The sequence below is a fragment of the Pseudoxanthomonas suwonensis genome, assembly GCF_000972865.1.
GTDB classification, from domain to species: Bacteria; Pseudomonadota; Gammaproteobacteria; order Xanthomonadales; family Xanthomonadaceae; genus Pseudoxanthomonas; species Pseudoxanthomonas suwonensis_B.
On sequence record NZ_CP011144.1, the window covers coordinates 1185753 to 1210381 of the forward strand.

Genomic DNA, 24629 nt, shown 5'->3' on the forward strand with positions numbered 1-24629 from the left:
GCTCAGACGCCGTCCAGCAGCGCCTTGTCGCGCACCGCGCCCTTGTCGGCGCTGGTCGCCAGCAGCGCGTAGGCCTTCAGCGCGGTGCTGACCTTGCGCGGGCGCGGCTGCGCCGGCTTCCAGCCCTTCGCATCCTGCTCGGCGCGGCGCGCGGCCAGTTCCGCATCGGACACCAGCAGGTCGATGGTCCGCGCCGGAATGTCGATGCGGATGCGGTCGCCGTCGCGGACCAGGCCGATCGCGCCGCCGGCCGCCGCCTCGGGCGAGGCGTGGCCGATCGACAGGCCCGAGGTGCCACCCGAGAAGCGACCGTCGGTCAGCAGCGCGCACTGCTTGCCCAGACCCTTCGACTTCAGGTAGCTGGTCGGATACAGCATCTCCTGCATGCCCGGCCCGCCCTTCGGCCCTTCGTAGCGGATCACCACCACGTCGCCGGCCCGTACCTCGTCGCCGAGGATGCCCTTCACTGCCGCGTCCTGGCTCTCGTACACGCGCGCGTTGCCCTCGAACACGTGGATCGACTCGTCCACGCCGGCGGTCTTCACCACGCAGCCGTCCACCGCGAGGTTGCCGTGGAGCACGGCCAGGCCGCCCTCCTTGGAATAGGCATGCGCCACGTCACGGATGCAGCCTTCGGCGCGGTCGGCATCCAGCGACGGCCAGCGCGTGGCCTGGCTGAAGGCGACCTGGGTCGGGATCCCGGCCGGACCGGCCTTGTAGAAGGTGTGCACCGCCTCGTCGGCGGTGGCGGTCACGTCCCACTTCGCGATCGCCTCGCCCAGGGTCTTCGCGTGCACGGTCGGCACCGACGTGTCGAGCAGGCCGCCGCGCGAAAGCTCGGCCAGGATTGCCATGATCCCGCCGGCACGGTGCACGTCCTCGATGTGGTACTTCTGCGTGTTCGGCGCGACCTTGCACAGCTGCGGCACGCGCTTGGACAGGCGGTCGATGTCGCGCATGCCGAACGGCACCTCGCCCTCCTGCGCGGCGGCCAGCAGGTGCAGGATGGTGTTGGTCGAACCGCCCATCGCGATGTCCAGGGTCATCGCGTTCTCGAACGCGGCGAAGGTGGCGATGCCGCGCGGCAGCGCGCTCGGATCCTCGGCGCCGTACCAGCGGTGGCACAGCTCCACCGCGGTGCGCCCGGCACGCAGGAACAGCTGTTCGCGGTCGGCATGCGTGGCCAGCACCGTGCCGTTGCCCGGCAGCGACAGGCCCAGCGCCTCGGTCAGGCAGTTCATCGAGTTGGCGGTGAACATGCCCGAGCACGAGCCGCAGGTCGGGCAGGCGCTGCGTTCGACCGCGGCGACCTGCTCGTCGGATGCGTTCGGGTCGGCGGCCATCACCATCGCGTCGATCAGGTCGAGCTTGTGGCCGGCCTCCGTGCCATCCGAAAGCCGGGTCTTGCCCGCCTCCATCGGCCCGCCGGAGACGAACACCGTCGGGATGTTGAGCCGCAGCGCGGCCATCAGCATGCCGGGAGTGATCTTGTCGCAGTTGGAGATGCACACCAGCGCATCGGCGCAGTGCGCGTTGACCATGTACTCGACCGCGTCGGCGATCAGCTCGCGGCTGGGCAGCGAATACAGCATGCCGTCGTGGCCCATGGCGATGCCGTCGTCCACCGCGATGGTGTCGAATTCCTTGGCCACGCCGCCGACGCGCTCGATCTCGCGCGCCACCAGCTGGCCCAGGTCCTTCAGGTGCACGTGGCCGGGCACGAACTGGGTGAAGGAATTGGCGATGGCGACGATCGGCTTGTGGAAATCCTCGTCCTGCATGCCGGTGGCGCGCCACAGCGCGCGCGCGCCGGCCATGTTGCGGCCGTGGGTGGAAGTTCGGGAACGGTAGTCGGGCATCGTCGGGAACGCTGGCGGACGCTGGCGCGTGGGGGTGGGATCGGAATGGTCCGGCGCACCTGCGTGCGGCGGACCCTGAATGCAGTGGATTGGCCCGGATTGTGCTGCGATTGTGCAGCGTGTCCACGGTTGCAGTTGCAACAGTAGCGCACGCCCCCGGACCGCTTGACAAGCCGCGAATCCGCGTGCTTTCCTCCGTCTCATGCTGCATCGCCACACGCCACCAACCACCGACCGCAACGCGCCCCACGACGCGGCGTCGCTTGTCGTCCTCGTCCTTATTACCTCGCCACCAGGTGCGGGACGAACCGGCGCGTAAGCAGAAACAGGACGCCAGATTCGCAAAACCCCGCACCGAAAGGCGCGGGGTTTTTTGTTGGCCGCGATCGGCGCCGGAAATTATCAGCAGAAACAAATCGTTTACGGCACATTCCACCGCTTCGCCTTCCACCCCTCACCCATCACGCCACCGCACAGGACCCCGCCATGACCAGCAGCACCTCTCCCCAGGCCGTTATCAAAAGCGTCGCGATCGTCGGCTACGGCAGCCAGGGCCGCGCGCACGCGCTGAACCTGCGCGACTCCGGCTTCGACGTGACCGTCGGCCTGCGTCCGGGCGGTCCGACCGAGGCCAAGGCCCAGGCCGACGGCTTCGTGGTCAAGACGCCCGCCGAGGCGGTGAAGGACGCCGACCTGGTCGCGGTGCTGACCCCGGACATGGTCCAGAAGAAGCTCTACGACGAGGTGCTGGCCGCGAACCTGAAGCCCGGCGCCTGCCTGCTGTTTGCGCACGGCCTCAACGTGCACTTCGGCATGATCGCCCCGCGCGCGGACCTGGACGTGGTCCTGGTCGCGCCCAAAGGCCCGGGCGCGCTGGTCCGCCGCGAGTACGAGATCGGTCGCGGCGTGCCGTGCATCTACGCCGTCCACCAGGACAAGTCCGGCAAGGCCGAGCAGCTGGCGCTGGAATACGCCGCCGGCCTGGGCGGCGCCCGCGCCAACATCATCAAGACCACCTTCAAGGAAGAGACCGAGACCGACCTGTTCGGCGAACAGGCGGTGCTGTGCGGCGGCGCCTCCTCGCTAGTCCAGGCCGGCTTCGAGACCCTGGTCGAGGCCGGCTACCAGCCGGAGATCGCCTACTACGAGGTGCTGCACGAGCTGAAGCTGATCGTCGACCTGTTCTACGAGGGCGGCATCACCCGCATGCTCGAGTTCGTCTCCGAGACCGCCCAGTACGGCGACTACGTCAGCGGCCCGCGGGTAATCGACGCCAGCGTCAAGGCGCGGATGAAGGACGTGCTGACCGACATCCAGAACGGCACCTTCACCAAGAACTGGGTCGCCGAATACGAAGCCGGCCTGCCGAACTACAAGCGCTTCAAGCAGGCCGACCTGGACCACCCGATCGAGCAGGTCGGCAAGCAGTTGCGCGCCAAGATGGTGTGGCTGCAGGCCAATGCCAGCCAGCCCGACACCGACGACACCACGGCGCCGAGGTCCGCCGCCGCATGAACGCCGACGCCCCGACCGCGGCGGCCGGGCTGCGCAATGGCGCGGCCTGGGTCGCGCACGCGCTGGAAGCCGAAGGGGTGGACACGATCTTCGGCTACCCGGGCGGCGCGATCATGCCGTTCTACGACGCGCTGGTGGACTCGGGCCTGCGCCACATCCTGGTCCGCCACGAGCAGGGCGCGGCGCTGGCCGCGAATGGTTATGCCCGCGCCAGCGGCAAGGTCGGCGTGTGCGTGGCCACCTCCGGTCCCGGCGCCTCCAACCTGGTGACCGGGATAGCGGACGCGCTGCTGGACTCGGTGCCGATGGTCTGCATCACCGGCCAGGTCGCCACCCCGCTGCTGGGCACCGACGCGTTCCAGGAACTGGACGTGTTCGGCATGACCATGCCGATCGTCAAGCACAGCTTCCTGGTGCGCCGGGTCGACGACCTGCCGCACGTGCTGCGCGAAGCCTTCCGCCTGGCCCGCGAGGGCCGGCCCGGTCCGGTGCTGATCGACCTGCCCAAGGACGTGCAGGTCGGCGGCGCCACCCACCTGCCGGTGCACGTGCCGGCGCAGGTCGAGCGCGAGCCGGCGCCGGCCGACGCGGCGCTGGCCGAGGCGATCGCCGCGATTGCTTCGGCCGAGAAACCGGTGATCTACGGCGGCGGCGGCATCGGCATCGCCGACGCGGTGGACGAGTTCCGCCAGTTCGTCGAGGCCACCCGCATCCCGACCGTGCTGACCCTGCGCGGCCTGGGCGCGCTGCCGGGCAACCACCCGCAGTTCCTGGGCATGCTGGGCATGCACGGCACCCGCGCGGCGAACATCGCGGTGCAGGAGTCGGACCTGCTGGTGGTGGTCGGCGCGCGTTTCGACGACCGCGCCACCGGCAAGCTGGCCGAGTTCGCGCCGTTCGCCCGGGTGGTCCACCTGGACGCCGACGCCTACGAGATCTCCAAGCTGCGCACCGCCGACGTCGCCCTGCCCGGCGACGTGGCCGTCGGCCTGCGTGCGCTCACGGCCGGCTTGGCGGCTCAGTATCGAGTGGGCTTTCCCGTTGAATCCCGGCACATGGATGTGCCGGCTCTTGCGAAGGACTCGCAGAGTGACTGGCGCCGGCGCTGCGCCAGGAACCGCGAGCGCCACGCCGCCCGCTACGACGCCCCCGGCCAGGACATCTACGCGCCGGCGCTGCTGAAGCGGGTCAGCGAGCTGGTGCCGGACGCGGTGGTCGCCTGCGACGTCGGCCAGCACCAGATGTGGGTCGCGCAGCATTGCCGCTTCACCCACCCGCGCAACCACCTGACTTCCGGCGCGCTGGGCACGATGGGCTTCGGCCTGCCGGCGGCGATGGGCGCGCAATTCGCCTGCCCGGAGCGGCCGGTGGTGCTGGTCTCGGGCGACGGCAGCTTCATGATGAACGTGCAGGAGCTGGTGACGGTGGCGCGCTGCCGGCTGCCGATCAAGATGATCCTGCTGGACAACAGCTCGCTGGGCATGGTCCGGCAGTGGCAGGAGCTGTTCTTCGACAAGCGCTACAGCGAGATCGACCTGTCCGACAACCCGGACTTCGCCGCGCTGGCCCAGGTGTGCGGCATCCCCGCCACCCGGATCGAGAAGCGCGCCGAGGTCGAGGACGCGCTGGCCGCGCTGCTGGCATCGCCCGGCCCGGGCCTGCTGCACGTGGCGATCGACGCGCGCGCCAACGTCTGGCCGCTGGTGCCGCCGAACACCGCCAACAGCACGATGCTGGAGTCCAACCCCAACGAGCAGAAGGCGGAGTCCGCGCATGCGCTACCGGCTTGACCTGGTGCTGAAGCCCGTCGAAGGCGCGCTGGTCCGGGTGATCGGGATGACCGAGCGCCGCGGCTTCGCGCCGCAGGCGATCAGCGGCGGCTCCGACGACGGCGACGGCCGCTGGCACCTGCAGCTGGTGGTCGACGGCGGCCGTCCGGCCGAGACGCTCAAGCGCCAGCTGCAGAAGGTGTACGACTGCGAGTCGGTGGAGATCAGCCCGATCGAAGCCGGCCCGATCGAAGCCAGCCCGCTGGAAGCCGCTGCCGCGGAGGTCGCGCCGTGATCGCGCGCGCGTCCGCTTCCCGCTTCGTCACGGCCGCCCCTGCGGAGGCCGTGGTGCGGAGGTGCCTTCTTCGCCATCGCCCACCCTGCGCGGGCCAGCCGCGGACCGGCGGCGATGCCTGATACCGGCCGCGCCAGCGCCAGCAGCGGAGAACCCGACGTCGGCGACGTCGCTGCGGGCGGTGTCGTGGGCGGCAATGCAAGGCGCGGCGACGCCGGCATGGGCGAGGTCGACGTCGCCGACGTGCTGGCCGCGCAGTCGCGGCTGCGCCGCTACCTGCCGGTCACGCCGATGCACCACGCCGAGCGCTTCGGGGTGATGCTGAAGCTGGAGAACCTGCAGCGCACCGGTTCCTACAAGGTGCGTGGCGCGCTCAACGCGCTGCTGGCCGCGCGCGAGCGCGGCGATCGCCGCCCGGTGATCTGCGCCTCGGCCGGCAACCACGCCCAGGGCCTGGCCTGGGCCGCCTATCGCCTGGGCGTGCAGGCGATCACGGTGATGCCGCACGGCGCGCCGGAGAACAAGATCGCCGGCGTGGCCCACTGGGGCGCGACCGTGCGCCAGCATGGCGACAGCTACGACGAGGCCTATGCCTTCGCCTGCGAGCTGGCCGAGCAGAACGGCTACCGCTTCCTGTCCGCGTTCGACGACCCGGACGTGATCGCCGGCCAGGGCACGGTCGGAATCGAGATCGCCGCGCACGCGCCGGACGTGGTCATCGTCCCGATCGGCGGCGGCGGCCTGGCCTCCGGCGTGGCCCTGGCGCTGAAGGCGCAGGGCGTGCGCGTGGTCGGTGCCCAGGTCGAGGGCGTGGATTCGATGGCCCGCGCGATCCGGGGCGACACCACGCCGCGGGACCCGGCGCGCTCGCTGGCCGACGGCGTGCGGGTCCGGGTGCCCGGCTTCCTCACCCGGCGCCTGTGTGCGCGCCTGCTCGACGACGTGGTCATCGTCCGCGAGGCCGAGCTGCGCGAGACCCTGGTCCGGCTGGCGCTGGAGGAGAACCTGATCGCCGAGGGCGCCGGCGCCCTGGCCCTGGCCGCCGGCCGCCGCGTGGCCGGCCGGCGCAAGTGCGCGGTGGTCTCCGGCGGGAATATCGATGCGGCCACCCTGGCGACCCTGCTCTCCGAGGTGCGGCCGCGGCCACCGCGCAAGCCGCGCCGGCGGGTCGGCGAACTGCCGCCGGAGCAGGCCGACCCCGCCCTTGCACGGAAGGTCGCGGTGGCAAAGTCCCGCCCAGCCGCTACCCTGTCCCCCTCACCCACCATTTCCGTCCCAACGGCGCCGAGCGCGCCGCAGCCAGTCAGCGAAGAGGAGTTCACCTGGTGAACGCGCCCCAGTCCCCAGCCCAAACCCAGGTCTCCCCGGCCCGCATCCGGGTATTCGACACCACCCTGCGCGACGGCGAGCAGTCGCCCGGCTGCAGCATGACCCCGCCGCAGAAGCTGGTGATGGCCCGCGCCCTGGCCGAGCTGGGCGCCGACGTGATCGAGACCGGTTTCCCGGCCAGTTCCCAGTCCGACCGCGAGGCCATGGCCCTGATCGGCCGCGAGCTGCGCACTCCCGTCCTGGCCGTGCTCTCGCGCTGCCTGCGCGCCGACGTCGACATCTCGCTGCAGGCGCTGGAGGCCGCGCAGCGCCCGCGCCTGCACGTGTTCCTATCGACCAGTCCGCTGCACCGCGAGCACAAGCTGCGGATGAGCCGGCAGCAGGTGCTGGACATGGCGGTGGAGAGCATCGCCTACGCGAAGCGGTTCATCGACGACATCGAGTTCTCCACCGAGGACGGCACCCGCACCGAGGAGGACTTCCTGCACGAGGTCGTCGCCGCGGCGATCGCCGCCGGCGCCACCACCATCAACATCCCCGACACGGTCGGCTTCACCACGCCGGAGGAGATCCGCGGCCTGTTCCGGCGCTTGATCACTCAGGTCCCGGGCGCCGGCAACGTGGTCTTCAGCGCGCACTGCCACAACGACCTGGGCCTGGCCGTGGCCAACACCTTGGCCGCGATCGAGGGCGGCGCGCGCCAGGTCGAGTGCACCATCAACGGCATCGGCGAGCGCGCCGGCAACTGCGCGCTGGAGGAGATCGTGATGGCGCTGAAGGTGCGCGGCGCGTTCTTCGAGGCCGACACCGGCATCGACACCCGCCGCCTGGTCCCGACCTCGCAGCTGCTGCAGCGGCTGGTCGGCATGCATGTGCAGCGCAACAAAGCGGTGGTCGGCGCCAACGCCTTCGCCCACGAGTCGGGCATCCACCAGCACGGCATGCTGCGCCACCGCGGCACCTACGAGATCATGCGCCCGCAGGACGTGGGCTGGCCGGACACGCAGATGGTGCTGGGCCGGCACAGCGGCCGCGCCGCGGTCGAGCAGCGCCTGCGCGCGCTGGGCTACTACCTGGAGGAAGGCGAGCTGGACCTGGTGTTCACCGATTTCAAGGCGCTGTGCGAGCAGCAGCGGGTGGTCACCGATGCCGACCTGCAGGCGCTGATGCAGGACACCGGCGATGCCGAGGGCTACCGCCTGGCCTCGATGACGGTCAGCGACCGCGGCCAGCGCGCGCTGGCCACGGTCGAACTGTCCGATCCCGACGGCAACCGCGTGCTGGAGAGCGCCGAGGGCGACGGCCCGGTCGACGCGCTGTTCGCCGCGCTGTCGGCCGCGACCGGCGTGCAGCTGGCGCTGGAGAGCTACCGCGTGCACAGCGTCGGCCTGGGCGCCGACGCGCGCGGCGAGGCCAGCCTCAGCGTGCGCCACGGCGAGACCGAGTACGAGGGCACCGGTACCAGCCGCGACATCATCGAGGCCAGCGCGCTGGCCTGGCTGGACGTGGCCAACCGGCTGCTGCGCCAGCGCCGGGTCGCGCCGGCCGGGGAACAGCTGGCCACCGCCTGAGCGATCCGTGACCCGCATCCCACCGGCCGCGCATGGCCGGTGGTCCAATGGCCGGTCCCGCCCGCTCCTATCAAGCACTCCGCCCCACACTTCCACCATGCATTGCGCAGGCCTGGCGCCTGCGCCCACTGCCGTCAGGAATCGAGCAATGCCCCTCGCCGAAAGCAATCCCGCCGCCGCTCTCACCTTCGATGCCGCCGTGCACCGCGCGCTGTCCCGGCGCCTGTCCGACACGCCGTGGCCGCCCAGCGGCGGACCCGCGACGCATTCGCCGGCACCGGCGACCGGCGACGCGGCCCGGGAAGCGGCCGAAGCACAGGCGGCCGCCGTGCCCGGCTGACGGCCGCGCATGCGGCTCGGCGCCGTGCGCGCCCAACCTGCGTCCTCGACCTTCCCCACTTCCGAACATCGCGAGACCATCCATGCACGCCAACATCGTCGTCCTGCCCGGTGACGGCATCGGCCCGGAGATCGTCGCCGCCACCCTGCCGGTGCTCGAAGCCGTGGCCGCCCGCTTCGGCCACGCGTTCGGCTTCCAGGAACACGACATCGGCGGCATCGCCATCGACCGCCACGGCGAACCGCTGCCGGCCGCGACCCTGGAGGCCGCGCAGCGGGCCGACGCCGTGCTCCTGGGCGCGGTCGGCGGGCCGAAATGGTCCGACCCGAACGCCCGGGTGCGCCCCGAACAGGGCCTGCTGGCGATCCGCAAGGGACTGGGGCTGTTCGCCAACCTGCGTCCGACCCGGCCGCACCCGGCCGCGCTCGGCGCCTCGCCGATCAAGTCGCACCTGCTCGAAGGCGTCGACATCCTGGTCGTGCGCGAGCTGACCGGCGGCATCTACTTCGGCGACAAGACCCGCAGCAACAGCGACGCCACCGACCTGTGCCGCTACACCGTGGCCGAGATCGAGCGCGTGGTGCGCCGGGCGGCCGAGCTGGCGCGCACGCGCCGCGGCCATCTCACCTCCGTGGACAAGGCCAACGTGCTGGAGACCTCGCGCCTGTGGCGCGACGTGGCCAGCCGGGTGGTGCGCGAGGAATTCCCCGACGTGACCCTCGAGCACCAACTGGTCGACTCGATGGCCATGCACCTGCTGTCGCGGCCGCGCGCCTACGACGTGGTCGTCACCGAGAACATGTTCGGCGACATCCTCACCGACGAGGCCTCGATGCTGGCCGGCTCGCTGGGCCTGCTGCCCTCCGCCTCGCTGGGGGCGGGCAAGGTCGGAATCTACGAGCCGATCCATGGCTCGGCGCCCGACATCGCCGGCAAGGGCATCGCCAATCCCTACGCCACCATCCTCAGCGCGGCGCTGCTGCTGCGCCATTCCCTGGGACTGGAGCAGGAAGCGGCCGCGATCGAGGCCGCGGTGTCCGATGCGCTGGACGCACGGGTGTTCACCGCCGACCTGGCCGCGCCCGGGCAGGCGGTGTCGACCACCCAGGCGGCGGCCGCAGTGATCGAGCGCATCCAGGCCAGGGACCTGGCCGCCGCGTCCTGAACCTGCGGCGCGTACCGCCGCGCCGGCATCACGGCGCTGGCCTTGACCTACGCGGTGGATATCCCGCCGACGGTGCCCGGCGCGGACGCGCGACGGCCGCCGCTCAGCCCGCTCCCGTTCCGGGACGGTCGTCTGCGCCCGCCGGCGCGTTCCTGAGCCGCACGATGAATATCTCCCAGGTCACCAGGAACAGCGCGGCGATCACCGGCCCGGCCACGAACCCGGTCAGGCCGAACAGCGCCAGGCCTCCGAGCGTGGACAGCAGCACCAGGTAGTCCGGCATGCGCGTTTCCTTGCCCACCAGGATCGGGCGCAGGAGATTGTCGATCAGCCCGATGACGCCGGCACCGAAGGCGATCACGACCAGGCCCTTCGCCACCGAGCCGGTGGCCAGCAGGTAGATCGCCACCGGCGCCCAGACCAGCCACGCGCCGATCGCCGGCAGCAGCGACAGGAACGCCATCACCACGCCCCACAGCACCGGCCCCGGGATGCCCAGCACCCAGAACATGAGACCGCCCAGCGCGCCCTGGATGGCCGCGACCACCAGGTTGCCCTTGATCGTGGCCTTGACCACGGTGACGAACTTGGCGGCCAACTCGCCTACGTAGGCGCGCTCCATCGGGATCGCCGAGCGGGCCACGCGGATGATGCGGTCGCCGTCCAGGAAGAAGAAGAACAGCAGGTACAGCATCAGCAGGAAGCCGATGGCGACCTGCAGGGTGTTCTGGCCGATGCCCACCGCCCTGGCGAGCAGGAACTGCAGCGCCTGGCCCGCCGCTTCGCTGACCCGTTCCTGGACCGCGCGCAGTTCCTCCGCGCCCAGCCGCTCGAACCATGCCTGCGCCCACGGCGGTATCGCCGCGGCGATCCGCTCCAGGTACCCGCCGATGCCGCCGCTCTCGGCGGCGCGGGCGTAGAAGTGGACGACCTCGTTGGCCAGGGTGATGACGAGGAGCGTGATCGGGACGATCACGATGACCAGGCACATCAACAGCGAGACCAGCGCGGCGAGGCCGGGACGCGCCGGCATGCGCGCCAGCAGCCGGCGATGCACCGGCCAGAACAGGATCGCCAGCGTCGCCGCCCAGAAGATCGCGTGGTAGAACGGACGCAACAGCAACAGGAAGGCGAAGCTGACCGCGATCAGCACGACCGTGAAGGCTCGGTTGTTCATGGCGGACCGGTCCATGTCGTGCCTCCCGTTGCGGAACGCCATTGTGCCTGCGGCATGGCCGGCCTGAAACCGGATGCCGGCCGCCATCCTGTGAGGCAGAAAAAAAAGCGTCGCTTCGGCCGGGGGCCGCCGCCCCCTCGGGGTATGGCTTACCCCTCGGTCGGGCATCCTGCCCTCGACTCGGGGCCGTGGCACATCCCTGTGCCACTTGCGCCATACCCCGAGGAGACGGCGTCCTCGGACAACCCTTGGGTCGCGGCTTCTATTTGCTGACGTAAAAGCATCAGGCCCTGAAAGGCCTCTGGACTCTCGCAGACGCCCATCGTGCGGACGTCGAACAGCGGAGGACGCTGCCTGTGCCGACGGCGTCGGGTCGCCGGCTGAACCCGGCTCCTACAATGGCTGCGCCGCTGTCGCTCTTCTGTAGGAGCCGACTTCAGTCGGCGACACGGGCGTCGGAATCATGAGGGCGTCGCCTGTGCCGACGGCGTCGCGTCGCGGGCAAGCCCGGCTCCTACACAAGAGCAGGTCCTCGGGAGACGAACGGAGCCGGCCAGGCCGTGGCGATGACGAAGCCACAACCCCCAAGCGCCCCGAAGACGTGGCAGGCCGGGTGTGTTGCGGCAGCGGCCATGGATGGCCGCGTCGGCGAGTCGGCACATGGATGTGCCGCCGAGACGACCGCAACACACCCGGCCTGCCGCGGCTCAGTCCGAAGCCGACCACGCTAACGCTCCTGCCGTTGCCGTTGCCGTTGCCGTTGCCGTTGCCGTTGCCGTTGCCGTTGCCGTTGCCGTTGCCGTTGCCGCTATGGTGCCGCGTCGTGCGATGCGGGCCTATTCCCGGATCGGCGAAGGAACTTCTTTGCACCTGCCCAGCCTGGACATCGGGCAGCGCGCCGGGCAGCGGCCGGCCCGGGCGGCCGTTCCGCACGGACGCCATCCGCGATCCCGGCGGACCGCGGATGCTCCGGGCCGCGTGCGCCGGCCCGGCACCGGTGCGCTACTTCCCCGGCAGCGGCTCGAACAGCAGGTCGTGGTAGTCGTAGCTGAAGTCGGCCAGCGGCGAGACCGCCTTCATGGTGATCCGCGCGACCTTGCCTTCGGCGTCCAGCGCGAAGGTGACGTAGGCCGGTTCGATCGAGGCGTCGTCCCAGTCGGCGCGGAAAGTGTCGTACTGCCAGTGGCTCAGCGTGCCGGCCATGCCCGGCGTCTGCCGGAAGTCGATCCGCAGCCTGCCGCCCTGCTCGGCGATGGCGATCGGCCCGTACCACGCATCGGCGTACTCGCCGGCGTAGCCCGCCGCGGGCAGCGACGGCCGCGACGCCTTGCGCGCCGGCTTGCCGGTGACCTCCAGCGCGGCCAGGCCACCTGCGAGGCGCTGGCGGTTCCAGTCCCCGAACGCCGCCACCCAGTCGCGCGGCTCGAAGCCGAGGTGGTGGTCGAGCAGTTCGTAGCCCAGGCCGCGCATCACGTCCACGTCCTCGGAATTGATCATCAGCGCGATGCCCAGGTCGTGTTCCGGCACCAGCACCACGTAGGCCAGCACCCCGAACACCGCGCCGCCGTGCTGCACCACCTTGACGCCGCGGTAGTCCTGCACGCTCCAGCCTAGCCCGTAGCCGGAGAACTGCGGAGTGATGTCGGCGATCGGCGCAGGGAACGGCCGGATCGGAGTCGGCACCTGCGGATTCCACATCTCCCGCGCGTTCGCCTCGCTCCACAGGCGCTTGCCCTCGCCGCCCTTGACCGCACCGTGCGCGAGCTGCACCTGCATCCAGCGCGCGAAGTCGGAGGCGCTCCACGACAGCCCGCCGGCCGGCGCGCCGACCTGGCCGAGGCCTTCGCGTTCCGGCAGCACCTGCTGCTCGCCGAGGCCGCGCAGGCGTGGATCGAGGCGCGCGTGCGGCTGCACGCGGTTGGCGGTGGCGAAGCGGTCGCGCTCGTCGCTGACCGCGGTCGCCATGCCCAGCGGCGCGAAGATGCGCTCGCGCACGAACTGCTCCCACGGCTGCCCGCTGACGTTCGACACCAGTTCTCCGGCCACGATGTAGAGGATGTTGTCGTAGGCGTAGCCGCTGCGGAAGCTGGTCGCCGGCTTGATGTGGCGCAATGCGCGGACGATGTCGGCGCGGCTGCGGGAGGTGCGCGGGATGAACAGCAGGTCGCCCGCGCCCAGGCCCAGGCCGCTGCGGTGGAGCAGCAGGTCGCGCACGGTCATCTCGTGCGTCACCCATGGGTCGTACATGCGGAAATCCGGCAGGTGGTCGATCACCTTGTCGTCCCAGCCGAGCTTGCCGTCGTCCACCAGGATCGCCAGCGCCGCCGCGGTGACCGCCTTGCCGGTGGAACCGGTGGGGAAGATCGTGTCGGCATCCACCGGTTCGGGCGAACCGAGCCTGCGCACGCCATAGCCCCGCGCGTGCACGATCTCCCCGCCCTTGACCACGGCGATGGCCATGCCCGGCACGTCGCGCGAGCGCATGGCCTGCTCGACCCGCTGGTCGAAGCCGGGCGGCATCGTGGCGGCCGCGGCCGTCGCCGCGAACAGCAATGCGCCGGCGGCGGCGCGCAGGACCAACGACCCGATGGTCATGTCCGGTCTCCTCTCAGTAATGCGAAGCGGGCGGCGCCTCACCGCGCGCGGAATGGCGCCACAACAGCCACAGACCCCAGGTCATCAGCGGCAGCACGTAGATCGCCAGGAAATACCAGGTGAGCGTGCCGTATCCCTTGGCGACCAGGTCGACCAGGCCGATCGCGGTGGCCGCGTACACCGCGACCAGCATCACGCCGACGGCCAGCGCCGGGCGCAGCGACCGCGGCATCGGCCGCCGCCTTTCTTCCCAGGCATTCGCCACCCGCTCGTTGATCGCGTGCAGCAGGGCCACGCCGGTGTCCACCAGGGTCAGCATCACCGCGATCTGGAAGGCCCACTCGAACCACGGCGCCTGCAGCTTCGCCAGCAGGAAGGCCGAGGGCAGGGCCTGGTCGGCGATCTCGTGGTAGTAGCCCATCATCGCGATGTAGAACACCACGCCCGGCAGCATGCCCAGCGGCCCGGCCAGCGCACCGGCGGCCAGGGCCTCGCGGCGGCGGCCGAAGTGGCGCACGCAGAACAGGACCGCGGGAATGGTGGCGACGTTGTAGCCGGCGTAGGTCACGCCGGCCATGAACCAATCCCCGTCGACCGCAACCGAGGCGAAGCTGGCTTCGATGCGGTCGCCGAACGCCACCACGCACCAGGCCACGAACACGAAATAGACCAGGTACAGGTAGCCGACCGACGCGACCAGGAACTTCTCGATCGCGGCCGTGCCGAAGAACAGCATGGCGCCGGTGGCGGCGATCATGGCCATCGAGCCGGCCAGCCTCGGCAAGCCGAACAGGCTGAAGGCGATCTCCCCGGCCGCCGCGCCCATCACCGCCATGATGACCAGCATCAGCAGGAAGTAGCCGATCTCGAACGCGAACCAGCCACGGCCGAGCAGCAGCTTGAAGAACGCGCGGTAGTCCCAGGCGCGCGCGATCCGGGCCAGCTCGAAGCTGACCATCAGCACCGCGCTCCACACCAGCATGCTCACCGCCATGCCCAGCAGGCCACCCCAGGGACCGGCCGGCAGGAAGAACTCCACCAGCTCGCGCCCGGTGGCGTAGCCGCCGGCGATCACCGCCGCCTGGAACACGAAGCCAGGCAACAGGTAGCGCTGGAACCAGGTGGAGGCCGGTTTCATGCCAGGCAGGCCTCGACCAGCCGTTCGAACGCATCGCCGCCGCGGATCGGGTCGGCAACCGGCAGGCCCAGGCGCGCGGCGGTTTCCTCGATCACCCGCCCGGCCACGGCGGCGTCCAGGCTGCCGGTGTTGAGGCTCACGCCCGCGCAGCGGATCGCCGGGTTGGTGCGCGCGCCGAGCCGCAGCGCCAGGTCGATGGTGTCCTCGATCGACGGCAGCAGGTAATGGGGATGGCCGAGCACGTTCTCGCGGCCGTGCTCGTGGCACACCACGATCACGTCCGGCTGGCTGCCGTGCAGCAACGCCAGCGACACGCCGGCATAGGCCGGATGCGAGAGCGAACCCTGCCCTTCGATCACGTCCCAGTGCGCGGGGTCGGCGTCGGGCGACAGGATCTCGGCGGCACCCGCGGCGAAGTCGGCGACCACCGCGTCCATCGGGATGCCCTCGCCGGCGATCAGGATCCCGGTCTGCCCGCTGGCGCGGAAATCGACGTCGAGACCGCGCTCGCGGAACGCGCGCACCAGCGCCAGCGCGGTGTACTTCTTGCCCAGCGCGCAGTCGGTGCCGACGGTGAGCAGGCGGCGTCCCGTGCGCCTGTGGCCGCTGGCGACCGGGATTCCCGGCGGCGGCTCGCGCACGTCGATCAGGCGCCGGCCGTGCGCGAACGCGACGCTGCGCAGCGATTCGATTCCGGCCAGCCGCGCGTGCATGCCGCCGACCAGGTCGAGGCCGGCCTGCAGCGCTTCCAGCAGCGGCGGCAGCCATGCCATCGGGATGCGCCCGCCGGGATTGGCGACGCCGATCACCATCGCCCGCGCGCCGGCAAGCCGCGCCTGCGCCGGCGACAGGAACGGCAGTCCCGTGCTCACGGTCGCGCCCGCGCAGGCGAACTCGCCGACGCAGCGCTCGCCCGCCCAGTCGCGCAGGCCGAACGCGGTCTTCGCGTAGCCCGGCTCGGTCGTGTCGCCGAGGAACAGCAGGTAGGGTTGCGGCAGCGCTTCGGCCTCGCGCAACACGGGTACGGCATTGGGCATGCGGTGGGCGCTCGGATCCGGTCGGGGGAGGCGCCACCCGCGGCTGGGCCGCGGACGGCGCCGGCGGTCAGAAGCGGAAATCGAGTTCGATGCCGAAGGTGCGCGGCAGGATCGGCACGGCCACGGTCTGCACGGGTACGCCGGTCAACTCATTGCTGATCCGGGTGACCGAGGACCAGCCGCCCTCGCCGGTGACGTTGTTGACGTAGGCGCGTATTTCCCAGGCGCCCTTGCCGATGCCCGCGTACAGGTCGAGCGCGCTGTAGCTGTCCAGCGGCACCGGCGGGGTCAGCTCCTCCATCAGCACCGTGGACGGATCTCCCGGGGCGGTCACGCGCTGGCGCTGGGTGGTGCCGTTGACCCGATCGCCGACCCAGCGCAGCGCGCCGCCCACCTGGCCGGCCAGGCCGGCGCCGGCGGAGAACCCGTACTCGGCGGTCGCGCTCCAGGACCACTCCGGCACATAGGGAATGCGGTCCCCGGCCAGGCCAGAGTTGAGGACCACGTCGAAACCGGTCTGCGGGACCACCGCGGGCTCGAAGTCGTTGGTCACGGTCGCCTTGTTGTAGACGCCGTTGACCCCGAAATGCAGGCGCTCGGTCGCGCGGAACTGCGTCGACAGCTCGACGCCCTCGCTGGTCGCCTCGCCGCCGTTGACCAGGCCGCCGACACCGTTGAACGACACCCCCACCTGGATGTCCTCCCAGTCGATCCGGTACACGGCCATGTCCAGCAGCACGCGGCGGTCCGCGAACTGCGACTTCAGGCCGATCTCGTAGCTGGTGAGCATCGACGAACCCACGCTCGGCGGCATGCCCGGCAGGGCCACGTTGGGGCCGCCCGGCTGGTAGCCGGTCGCCGCCCGTGCGTAGAGCAGCACGTCCTCGGCCAGCTTGAACTGCGGACTCAGGCTCCAGGTGAACACGTCCTCGCTGGATTCGCCCGGGAAGTCGCCGATCGGCACCAGGATGCCGGCGGTGGTGTTCTGGCTGAACCACTGGTCGTTGCGCGCCTGGCGCAGGCCCGCGTCGAGCTTGAACAGTTCGCCGATGCGCCAGGAACCGTTGGCGAAGACCGCCAGTTCCTCGTACGTGCTGGGCATCTCGAGCAGCGCCAGGGTCCCGAACATGTCGTCGTACGGCGCCGGCAGCGGCGATCCGTCGATCTGGCCGAGCCAGGCGAACTGGCTCTGCACTGCGTCCTCCTTGGTGTAGAACACGCCGACCATCCACTCGAAGGTGCCCCCGCTCTTGGAGGTCAGGCGGAATTCCTGGGTCAGCTTGTCCAGGTCGAAGCCGTAGCGCAGGAAGGAACTGCCCGGCTCCGGCAGGCCCAACAGCAGGTTGGCGATCTCGCCGAACTGGATGGTCGAATCGAGCTGGCTAACGGTCTCGCTCTGCGACCAGCCGGTCGCGGACACGAAGTCGCCCCAGCCCAGGTCCCAGTCCAGGCCCAGCGACGTCAGGGTGAATGTCCTGGAGAACGGCTGCGGCTGCCAGGTCCGGTCGGTGAACTCCCCGAACAGCGGCTGCAGCGTGTCCGGATCCAGCGCGATGCCGGCGCGTCCATCGCTGTGGATGCGCTGGTGCATCACCCCCAGGTTCAGGTCGAACGCGTCGCCATCCCACAGCAGGGCCACGCGCGCGCCGATCTGTTCGCCGTCGTTGACGTCCTTGGCGCCATCGACCTCGTTGTCGGTATAGCCGGGCAGCCCGTTGCGCGCGAAGCTCATGCGCAGGCCGAGGCGGTCGTCCTGCAGCGGCGCGCTGGCGCCGACGCGCACGTTCCAGTCGTTGCCGCCGCTCTGCACCGAGCGCAGACCGACGCCGACGCGCAGTTCGTCGTCCAGCAGGTCCGGCGCGCGGGTCACGTACTTGAGCAGGCCGCCGATCGCGCCCGCGCCGTACAGGGTGCCCTGGGGCCCGCGCATCACCTCGACCCGGCTGATGTCGTAGGGCAGCAGATCGAGCATGAAGGCGTTGGCGGCCTGGTAGATGCCGCTGGAGCCGAGCGGCACCTCGTCGATGTAGGTCGCAACCGTCGCGCTCGAGGACAGCGCGGCGACGCCGCGCAGCGAGATCGAGGTCAACCCCGGGCTGCCGTCGCTCTGCACCTGCAGGCCCGGGACCAGCGCCGCATAGTCGGCAAGCGAGCTGGCGCCGATGTTCTCCAGCTGGCGTTCGCCGATCACGCTGATCGAAGCGCCGACCTCGCGGATGTTCTCCACGCGCTTGTTGGCGGTGACCACCACGGTGTCGAGCATGACCGCGCTGTCGGCCTGCTCGGCGGACGCCGGCGCGGCGTCGGGGCTGTCCTGGGCCAGCGCGGGCGCGGCGGCGACCCAGGCCAGGGCGCCGGCGATGGCGATGAAGAGAGGCGAGCGGTGGCGCAGGCGGGCGGGCTGGAACGCGTTCATCTGAAGTCTCCCAGGGACGTCGAATCGGCGGCGGGGTGTCCGGTGATCGCCCGTCGGCGGACGGGCGCGGCGGATCACCCGATCAGGATCATGATCCTAATCAGAGAATTGTCAACACATTCAGAAAATTATTCTCCGCACCGCGAAGCGTCATCGGGCCGCGCCCGCCGGGTCGGCAGGCGCGCCGCGCCAACCCGGGCCGCGCACCACCCGGCCCGGGGTCGCGCCGGTGTGCTCGCCGCCGCGCAGCACCTGCACGCCGTTGACGAAGACATGGGCCACGCCGGTGGCGTACTGCTGCGGCCGGGCGTAGGTGGCGTGGTCGGCGATCGTGGCCGGGTCGAACACGACGATGTCGGCGAAGCAGCCGGGCTGCAGGCAACCGCGGTCGCGGAGCTTCCAGTTCGCGGCCGGCAAGCCGGTCAGGCGGTGGATGCCCTCCTCCAGCGGCATCAGTCCGCGGTCGCGCACGTAGTGACCGAGGAAGCGGGCGAAGTTGCCGTAGGCACGCGGGTGCGTGCTCGACTTCAGGAACACGCCCTCCGGCGCGGACGCCTCCGCATCCGAACCCAGGCTCACCCACGGCTGGCGCAGGCCCAGCTCGACGTTCTCCTCGCTCATCAGGAAGTAGGCCGCGCCAACCCGCGAATCGTCCTCGACGATCAGGTCGAGCACGGTCTCCTCCGGCGAGGTGCCGCGCTCGCGCGCCACGTCGGCCAGCGAGCGGCCGGTCAGCGGCTTGAGCCGCTCGCTGCGGAAGTCGATCAGCAGCACCCGCTCGTCGGAACCGGCGAGCAGGCGCAGGTTCTCCCAGCCGGCGCCGGGATCGCGCATCTCGGCCAGCACCCGCGCGCGGACCGCCGGATCCTTCAGCCGCGCGACCAGCGCATCGTGGCCGCCGGCCTGCACCCACGGCGGCAGGCCGGCGGTCAGGCCGGTGGCGCCGGCGGTGTAGGCGTACATGTCGGCGCTGACCGGCAGGCCCTCGGCGCGCGCGGCCTCGATCCTGGCGATTGCCTGCGCCATCTTCGGCCAGTTCTGCTCGCCGGCGGCCTTGAGGTGGTAGGCCTCGGCGCGCTGGCCGGTGGCGCGCGCGATCGCGATGGTCTCGTCCAGCGCCTCCAGGAAGCGGTCGGCCTCGCTGCGCATGTGCGAGACGTAGCCGCCGCCCGATTCGGCCGCCGCCTGCGCCAGCGCGACGATCTCCGCGGTATCGGCGAACGCCGCCGGCGGGTAGATCAGCGAGCTGCCGACGCCGAGCGCGCCCTCGGCCATCGCCGCGCGCACCAGGTCCTGCATGCGCGCCAGCTGCGCGGCGTCCGGCTTGACGTCGTCCTCGCCCAGTTCGTGGATGCGCACCGTGGTCGCGCCGACGAACGAGGCCACGTTCGGAGTGACCCCGCGCCGCTCCAGGTATTCCAGGTACTCGCCCAGGGTGGTCCACTCGATCGGATAGCGGATGTCGCCCTGCTGCTTCAGCGCATCGGCCTTCATCCGCTCGTTGTACGGCCCCATCGACCAGCCTTCGCCGAACATCTGCAGCGTCACCCCTTGTTTGGTGTCGCTCATGCCGCGGCCGTCGGCGATCAGCGACTCGTTGGCCCAGCTCAGCACGTTGATGAAGCCCGGCGCCACCGCCTGGCCGTGCGCATCCAGCACCTGGCCGGCGGTCGCATCGTTGCCCGCCGGCAGCAGCGCGGCGATGCGGTCGCCGCGTATGGCCACGTCCACGCGTTGCGGCGCGGCGCCGCTGCCGTCGTGGACCACGCCATTGCGGATCAGCAGGTCGAAGTGCGGCGGAGCGGCTTCGGCCATCGCCGCGCCGAAGGCGGCCAGTGCGAGTGCGAGCAGGGCGAACGGGAAGCGGGACATGGCGGGAACTCCCTCAGTCGGGTCAACCGGGTTTGGGCAGCATGCGGATCGGCCGGTCCAGCCGCCACAGCAGCAGCGCGGCGAGCACCGCCAGCGCCGACAGCAGCAGGAAGAAGCCGGAATGGCTGGTCCTGGACCACAGCATGCCGACCGCGCCGGCCAGCAGGCTGCCGCTGAAGATGGCCAGGAACCACGACGCGACGGTGGTCGCGCCCAGGCGCGGCGGCGCCAGCTTGGCGAACAGGCCCAGGCCGGTCGGCAGGATGTACAGCTCGCCGAGGGTCAGGACCACGAAGAACGCCACCAGCCAGCCCCAGCCCACCCGTGCCTCGCCGGCGACCGCGGCCACGACCGCCAGCAGCGCGTACGCCGCGGCCACGATCAGCGCGCCGATCGCCATGCGCATGGCCGGCGAGGTCTCGCGTCCGGCCGCGGCACCGTGGCGCCAGACCATGAGCAGCAGCGGCGTCATCGCGATCACCAGCAGCGGGTTCAGCGACTGGAACCAGGTCATCGGGAGGGTGGCTGCGCCCCATGCCCGGTCCACCCCGGTGTCGATCCACAGCGGCAGGGTGTTGCCGATCTGCTCGTAGGCGCCGCGGAAGATGGTCGCGGCGATGCCGACGCCGAGCAGCAGCCACCAGACCTGGCGGTGGTGGCCGGGTGCGTCCGCCACCGCGCCGGCGGGCGGCACGAACCGCGGCGGTTCCGGCGGCAAGTAGCGCCGTCCGGCGATGTAGATCACCAGGCCGAGGAACATGCCGATGCCGGCGGCGCCGAAGCCGTAATGCCAGCCGTAGAGCTCGCCGAGCGTGCCGCACACCAGCGGCGCCATGAACCCACCGATGTTCAGGCCGACGTAGTAGACGTTGTAGGCGCGGCCGCGGCGCGGATCGCCGGCGGCGTAGAGGTCGTTGATCTGGCTGGGCAGGCTCGGCAGGAACAGGCCGTTGCCGAGCGCGATGGTCGCCAGCGCGGCGAAGAACATCGGCTCGAACGCCATCATGAAGTGGCCGAAGGCCATGATGCTGCCGCCCAGGACCACCGCGTTGCGCTTGCCCAGCCAGCGGTCGGCGACCATGCCGCCGAGGATCGGCGTGAAGTACGCCATCGCGGTGTAGGTGCCGTAGATGAAGGAGGCCTTCTCCTGGGCGAACAGCAGCTGCTTGGTCATGTAGTAGACCAGCAGCGTGCGCATCCCGTAGTAGGAGAACAGCTCCCACATCTGGGTCAGGAACAGGATGGTCAGCCCGCGCGGCTGGCCGAACCAGGTCTTGTCGGCCGCAGCGCTCACGAAGTGGCCTTCGGCCCCCACACCTCGTCGCCGCAGAAGATGAAGCCGTCCTCGTAGCGCACGGATGGGCTGCGGTCCGCGGCGAGGAAGACGGGACCGTCCAGGTCGACCACGTCGCAGAACTGCCCCAGCACGAACGCCGGTGCCGCCGCCAGGCTGGTGCCGCACATGTTGCCGACCATCACCTTCTTGCCCAGTTCACGCGCGCGCTTGGCCATCAGCAGCCCCTCGGTAAGGCCGCCGCACTTGTCGAGCTTGATGTTGATCACGTCGAAGCGATGGTGGCGCGCTTCCAGTTCGGCGAGGTCGAGGATGCTTTCGTCCGCGGCGATCGGCAGCACCCGGTCGATTCCGTCGAGGTCGGATTCGCGGCCGCGCGCGCACGGCTGCTCGAGCAGCGAGATGTTCTCGTCGACCAGCACCGGCAGCAGTATCGGCAGGGTCGCGGCGTTGTAGCCCTGGTTCGCATCGACCCCGATCCATGTGCCGGGGCAGCGCCGGCGCACTTCGCGCACACGCGCGCAATCGAGCTCCGCTTCACCCGTGAGCTTGAGCTTGAGCGCGCGCGCGCCGACGTAGGCGGCGGCCTTTTCCGCCATCGCCGCGGGCGCGTCCGCGCCAACGGTGAATGTCGTCAGCAGCGGCCGCACTTCGCCGAGTCCCGCGAGACGCCAGACCGGCTCGCCGGCCAACTTCGATTCCAGTTCCCACAGCGCGCAATCGAGCGCGTTGCGCGCCCCGCCCGGTGGCAGCAGCTCACGGAGCACGGCGCGGTCCAGCCCCGCCTCGATCCGCGGACGCAACGACTCCAGCGTCGCCAGCATGCCTTCCGGATGATCGTCGTTGTAGTAGACGCCGGCCGCTTCCCCGCGACCGGAATACCCGCCCTGGCGCAGCGTGACCACGGTCGCCGGCATCGCCTCGAAGACGTAGCCGGCGATGCGGAACGGGGCGGACAGGCGCAGCGGTTCGTTGCGCAGCTCGAGCTCGGTTTCCACGGACGATGCGGCCCGCTCAGAAGTTCGCGCCGAAGCCGATCAGGTGATAGGCGAACCCGATCCAGAGCAGGTACAGGCCGGCAAGCGCCAGCACCACGCTCCAGAGCTTGGCGAACCAGCGCCGCCTGCTGCGCAGCACCTGCCATGCGCTCCACAGCGTCAGCGCCGCACCCACGATCAGCGCCACCCCGACGAACAGGCGCACGGCCGTGACCACGCCATCCATGCCGGTGAGGTTCTCCAGGCTGCTCATCATCCACAGCACCAGGCCGATGCCACCACCGATGCCCAGGGTCGCCAGCAGGCTGCCCCAGCGCGCCGCGCGATGCGCCTTCGCATCCGCGCCGGCAAGTGCGTACGGCACCTTGTAGTGACGCCGCACCAGCGCCGAAACCGGCCAGGCCAGCGTGGTCAGCAGCACCGCGGCAAAGCTCAGGGCCAACAGCAACGGCGCGCTCGCGCGCCAGGCGGAAAGCCGCTCGAACACCATGATCGAGGCGATGAACTCCATGCTGAAGCGCTTGACCTCGCCATCCTCGACCTCGGCGGCGAGCCGCTCGCCGGTGCTGGGGTCCTGCCACAGCCATTCGCCGATGGGCTGCCACTTCTTCGGCGTGCCGGATGGTGCCGGCCACATCGAGACGCTGATGGTGCCGTCCTCGTTCGGGATGACCTTGGCCTGGCCCAGCAGGCTCAGGATCCCCATCACGTTGTTCTGCGGGCGGCGGCTGCTGTCGTAGGCGCCGGCGATCCGGGCGTTCTGCGCCTTGGCCGCCTCCTCGCCGATGCCGGAACCTTGCGGGAACGGGCCAGGCAGGTAGCGCTGGACGAAGTTCGCGGCCAGCTGCGTGCGCAAATGCAGGTTCGCGCCTTCGCGCCCGGCGCTGTTCATCGAGACGAAGATGCCCACGCCGTCGTCCGGGAACAGTCGCAGGTCGCTGTGGAACCACTGCGTGTCGCCGCCGTGGGCGATGGAGAAGTGGCCGTTGAGGCTGGTCTCGTAGAAGCCCAGCATCATCCTGTTGAGCGGGCCGACCGTGGCTTGCCCGGTGCGGTGCATCGCATCGGCGGTTTCCGCGGACAGGATGCGGGCGCCGTCGTGTTCACCCTTGTTCAGATGCGCGAGCATGAACTTCGCCATGTCCGAGCCGCTGGACGCGAGGCTGCCCGCCGGATACAGGTTGATCAGTTCGTAGGGCTTTTCCTTGCCGTCGGAAAGGCGCGCGTAGCCCTTCGACATGCGCTTGGCGAGATCGTCCGGCAAGGGCTGGCGGAAGCTCGAACTGCGCATGCCCAGCGGGGCGAGGATGTGCTGGTCGATGTAGTCGTTGAAATCCTGTCCGCTGACGCGCTCGACGATGTAGCCGGCCAGCGCGGTGGCGTAGTTGGAATAGGCCGGGGTCGTGCCGGGCACGTGGATGCGGTCGGGCGTCCAGCGCTTGAGGGTTTCGCCCAGCGGCGCCAGTGCGCCCTCGTCGGAGAAGATCAGGCCGCGCAGCGCCTCTTCGAAGCCGCCGGTGTGGGTCAGGATCTGGCGCATCGTCAGCGGCTTGCCGTCGCGCTCGGGAATGCTGAAATCCAGGTACTGGTTGACGTCGGCATCCAGGTCGATCCTGCCCGCTTCGACCTGCTGCATCACCGCGGTCCAGGTCAGCAGTTTCGACACCGATCCGGGGCGGAAAAGCGTGTCCTCCGGGTCAACCGGCAGGCGCTCGGCCAGGTCGGCGTAGCCGTAGCCCTTCTGCAGCAGCACTTCGCCGTCCTTGACCACCACGACCACAGCGCCGGCGATGTCGCCGGAAGCCAGCGCATACGGGAAGAAGCCGTCCAGCCAGGCCTCGAGGTCGTCCCGGGTGAGGTCCGGCGCGGCCGCCGACAGGGCCGACCCGGGAGACTGGGCGGACTCTGTGACGGGTGGCGTGGCGGACTCGGTGGCGGGCGCCGTGGCCGGTATGCTGGGCACCGTGACCGGCGGCGGCACCGAGGTGGGCGACACCCCGGCCTCCTGCGCCGCCAGAGGAAGGGCCAGCAGGGCGGAGAGCACGGCTCCGCACAGGAACGGTGGAATCGCACGCATCGAACGGTCTCCCGGCTGAAGCTGGTGGGACCGCCGCACCCGGGCCGGCATCGCCGCGGGGACAGCAGGCAGGTTATCCTGATTTGGCGATAATGATCCCAATCGGAGAATTGTCAACCCATGCTGAAAGCCCCGTCGACCATCCCCGCCGCCCAAGATCGCCCTTTCCATCGGTCACCCGC

General features: G+C 70.6%; 17 protein-coding genes. 7 read left to right on the top strand and 10 right to left on the bottom strand.

The genetic code is table 11. From position 1 onward, the window contains the following. Nucleotides 1–2: 2 nt before the first annotated feature. Nucleotides 3–1859: a dihydroxy-acid dehydratase gene (gene ilvD, locus WQ53_RS05090; RefSeq protein WP_052631049.1), complete on the bottom strand. Its 1857-nt coding sequence runs from the start codon at nucleotides 1857–1859 to the stop codon at nucleotides 3–5. Between the two features lie 486 nt (nucleotides 1860–2345). Between ilvD and ilvC the strand changes: the two genes are divergently transcribed. The 7 genes from ilvC (at nucleotide 2346) to leuB (ending at nucleotide 9843) form a co-directional block, all read left to right on the top strand. Further along, nucleotides 2346–3374 carry a ketol-acid reductoisomerase gene (gene ilvC, locus WQ53_RS05095; RefSeq protein WP_052631051.1) on the top strand — a complete coding sequence of 343 codons (1029 nt, stop codon included), beginning with the start codon at nucleotides 2346–2348 and terminating at the stop codon, nucleotides 3372–3374. Next, nucleotides 3371–5164: an acetolactate synthase 2 catalytic subunit gene (gene ilvG / locus WQ53_RS05100; RefSeq protein ID WP_052631053.1), complete on the top strand. Its 1794-nt coding sequence runs from the start codon at nucleotides 3371–3373 to the stop codon at nucleotides 5162–5164. The genes ilvC and ilvG overlap by 4 nt, the downstream gene beginning before the upstream one ends. Further along, entirely contained in the window at nucleotides 5148–5438 is a 291-nt protein-coding gene (locus WQ53_RS05105) for an ACT domain-containing protein (protein ID WP_052631055.1), read from the top strand. Before ilvG ends, WQ53_RS05105 begins: the two co-directional genes overlap by 17 nt. Before the next feature lie 114 nt (nucleotides 5439–5552). Continuing rightward, entirely contained in the window at nucleotides 5553–6767 is a 1215-nt protein-coding gene (locus tag WQ53_RS05110; protein WP_052631058.1) for a threonine dehydratase, read from the top strand. Continuing rightward, nucleotides 6764–8338 carry a 2-isopropylmalate synthase gene (locus WQ53_RS05115; protein ID WP_052631060.1) on the top strand — a complete coding sequence of 525 codons (1575 nt, stop codon included), beginning with the start codon at nucleotides 6764–6766 and terminating at the stop codon, nucleotides 8336–8338. Before WQ53_RS05110 ends, WQ53_RS05115 begins: the two co-directional genes overlap by 4 nt. Before the next feature lie 148 nt (nucleotides 8339–8486). Further along, nucleotides 8487–8678, top strand: a complete 192-nt coding sequence (locus WQ53_RS05120) for a hypothetical protein (RefSeq protein ID WP_052631062.1) — start codon at nucleotides 8487–8489, stop codon at nucleotides 8676–8678. An 82-nt stretch (nucleotides 8679–8760) separates the two neighbouring features. Then, on the top strand, nucleotides 8761–9843 hold the full coding sequence (gene leuB / locus WQ53_RS05125) for a 3-isopropylmalate dehydrogenase (RefSeq protein WP_052631064.1): 1083 nt from the start codon (nucleotides 8761–8763) through the stop codon (nucleotides 9841–9843). 103 nt (nucleotides 9844–9946) lie between these two features. Here leuB and WQ53_RS05130 read toward each other — a convergent pair whose 3' ends face one another. The 9 genes from WQ53_RS05130 to WQ53_RS05170 form a co-directional block, all read right to left on the bottom strand. Continuing rightward, the gene (locus WQ53_RS05130) at nucleotides 9947–11020 is read right to left on the bottom strand and encodes an AI-2E family transporter (protein WP_201774028.1); all 1074 of its coding nucleotides are present in this window, start codon (nucleotides 11018–11020) and stop codon (nucleotides 9947–9949) included. 1002 nt (nucleotides 11021–12022) lie between these two features. Continuing rightward, on the bottom strand, nucleotides 12023–13615 hold the full coding sequence (locus WQ53_RS05135; RefSeq protein ID WP_052631066.1) for a serine hydrolase: 1593 nt from the start codon (nucleotides 13613–13615) through the stop codon (nucleotides 12023–12025). Between the two features lie 13 nt (nucleotides 13616–13628). Further along, nucleotides 13629–14753 carry a YkvI family membrane protein gene (locus WQ53_RS05140; protein ID WP_052631068.1) on the bottom strand — a complete coding sequence of 375 codons (1125 nt, stop codon included), beginning with the start codon at nucleotides 14751–14753 and terminating at the stop codon, nucleotides 13629–13631. Beyond that, a complete protein-coding gene (locus WQ53_RS05145) occupies nucleotides 14750–15790 on the bottom strand; it encodes a DUF1611 domain-containing protein (protein ID WP_052631070.1) in 1041 nt (346 codons plus the stop codon). The genes WQ53_RS05140 and WQ53_RS05145 overlap by 4 nt, the downstream gene beginning before the upstream one ends. A gap of 67 nt (nucleotides 15791–15857) precedes the next feature. Continuing rightward, nucleotides 15858–18206 carry a TonB-dependent receptor gene (locus WQ53_RS05150; RefSeq protein ID WP_052631072.1) on the bottom strand — a complete coding sequence of 783 codons (2349 nt, stop codon included), beginning with the start codon at nucleotides 18204–18206 and terminating at the stop codon, nucleotides 15858–15860. 150 nt (nucleotides 18207–18356) lie between these two features. Beyond that, nucleotides 18357–20078, bottom strand: coding sequence for an N-acyl-D-amino-acid deacylase family protein (locus tag WQ53_RS05155; RefSeq protein ID WP_052631074.1), 1722 nt, complete (start codon nucleotides 20076–20078; stop codon nucleotides 18357–18359). Nucleotides 20079–20100: 22 nt separating this feature from the next. Then, nucleotides 20101–21372 (bottom strand): peptide MFS transporter, encoded by a 1272-nt coding sequence (locus WQ53_RS05160; protein WP_052633928.1) that lies wholly within the window; start codon nucleotides 21370–21372, stop codon nucleotides 20101–20103. Beyond that, nucleotides 21369–22370 carry a dipeptide epimerase gene (locus WQ53_RS05165; protein ID WP_052631076.1) on the bottom strand — a complete coding sequence of 334 codons (1002 nt, stop codon included), beginning with the start codon at nucleotides 22368–22370 and terminating at the stop codon, nucleotides 21369–21371. The genes WQ53_RS05160 and WQ53_RS05165 overlap by 4 nt, the downstream gene beginning before the upstream one ends. A 16-nt stretch (nucleotides 22371–22386) precedes the next feature. Beyond that, entirely contained in the window at nucleotides 22387–24618 is a 2232-nt protein-coding gene (locus tag WQ53_RS05170; protein ID WP_201774029.1) for a serine hydrolase domain-containing protein, read from the bottom strand. Nucleotides 24619–24629 lie beyond the last annotated feature (11 nt).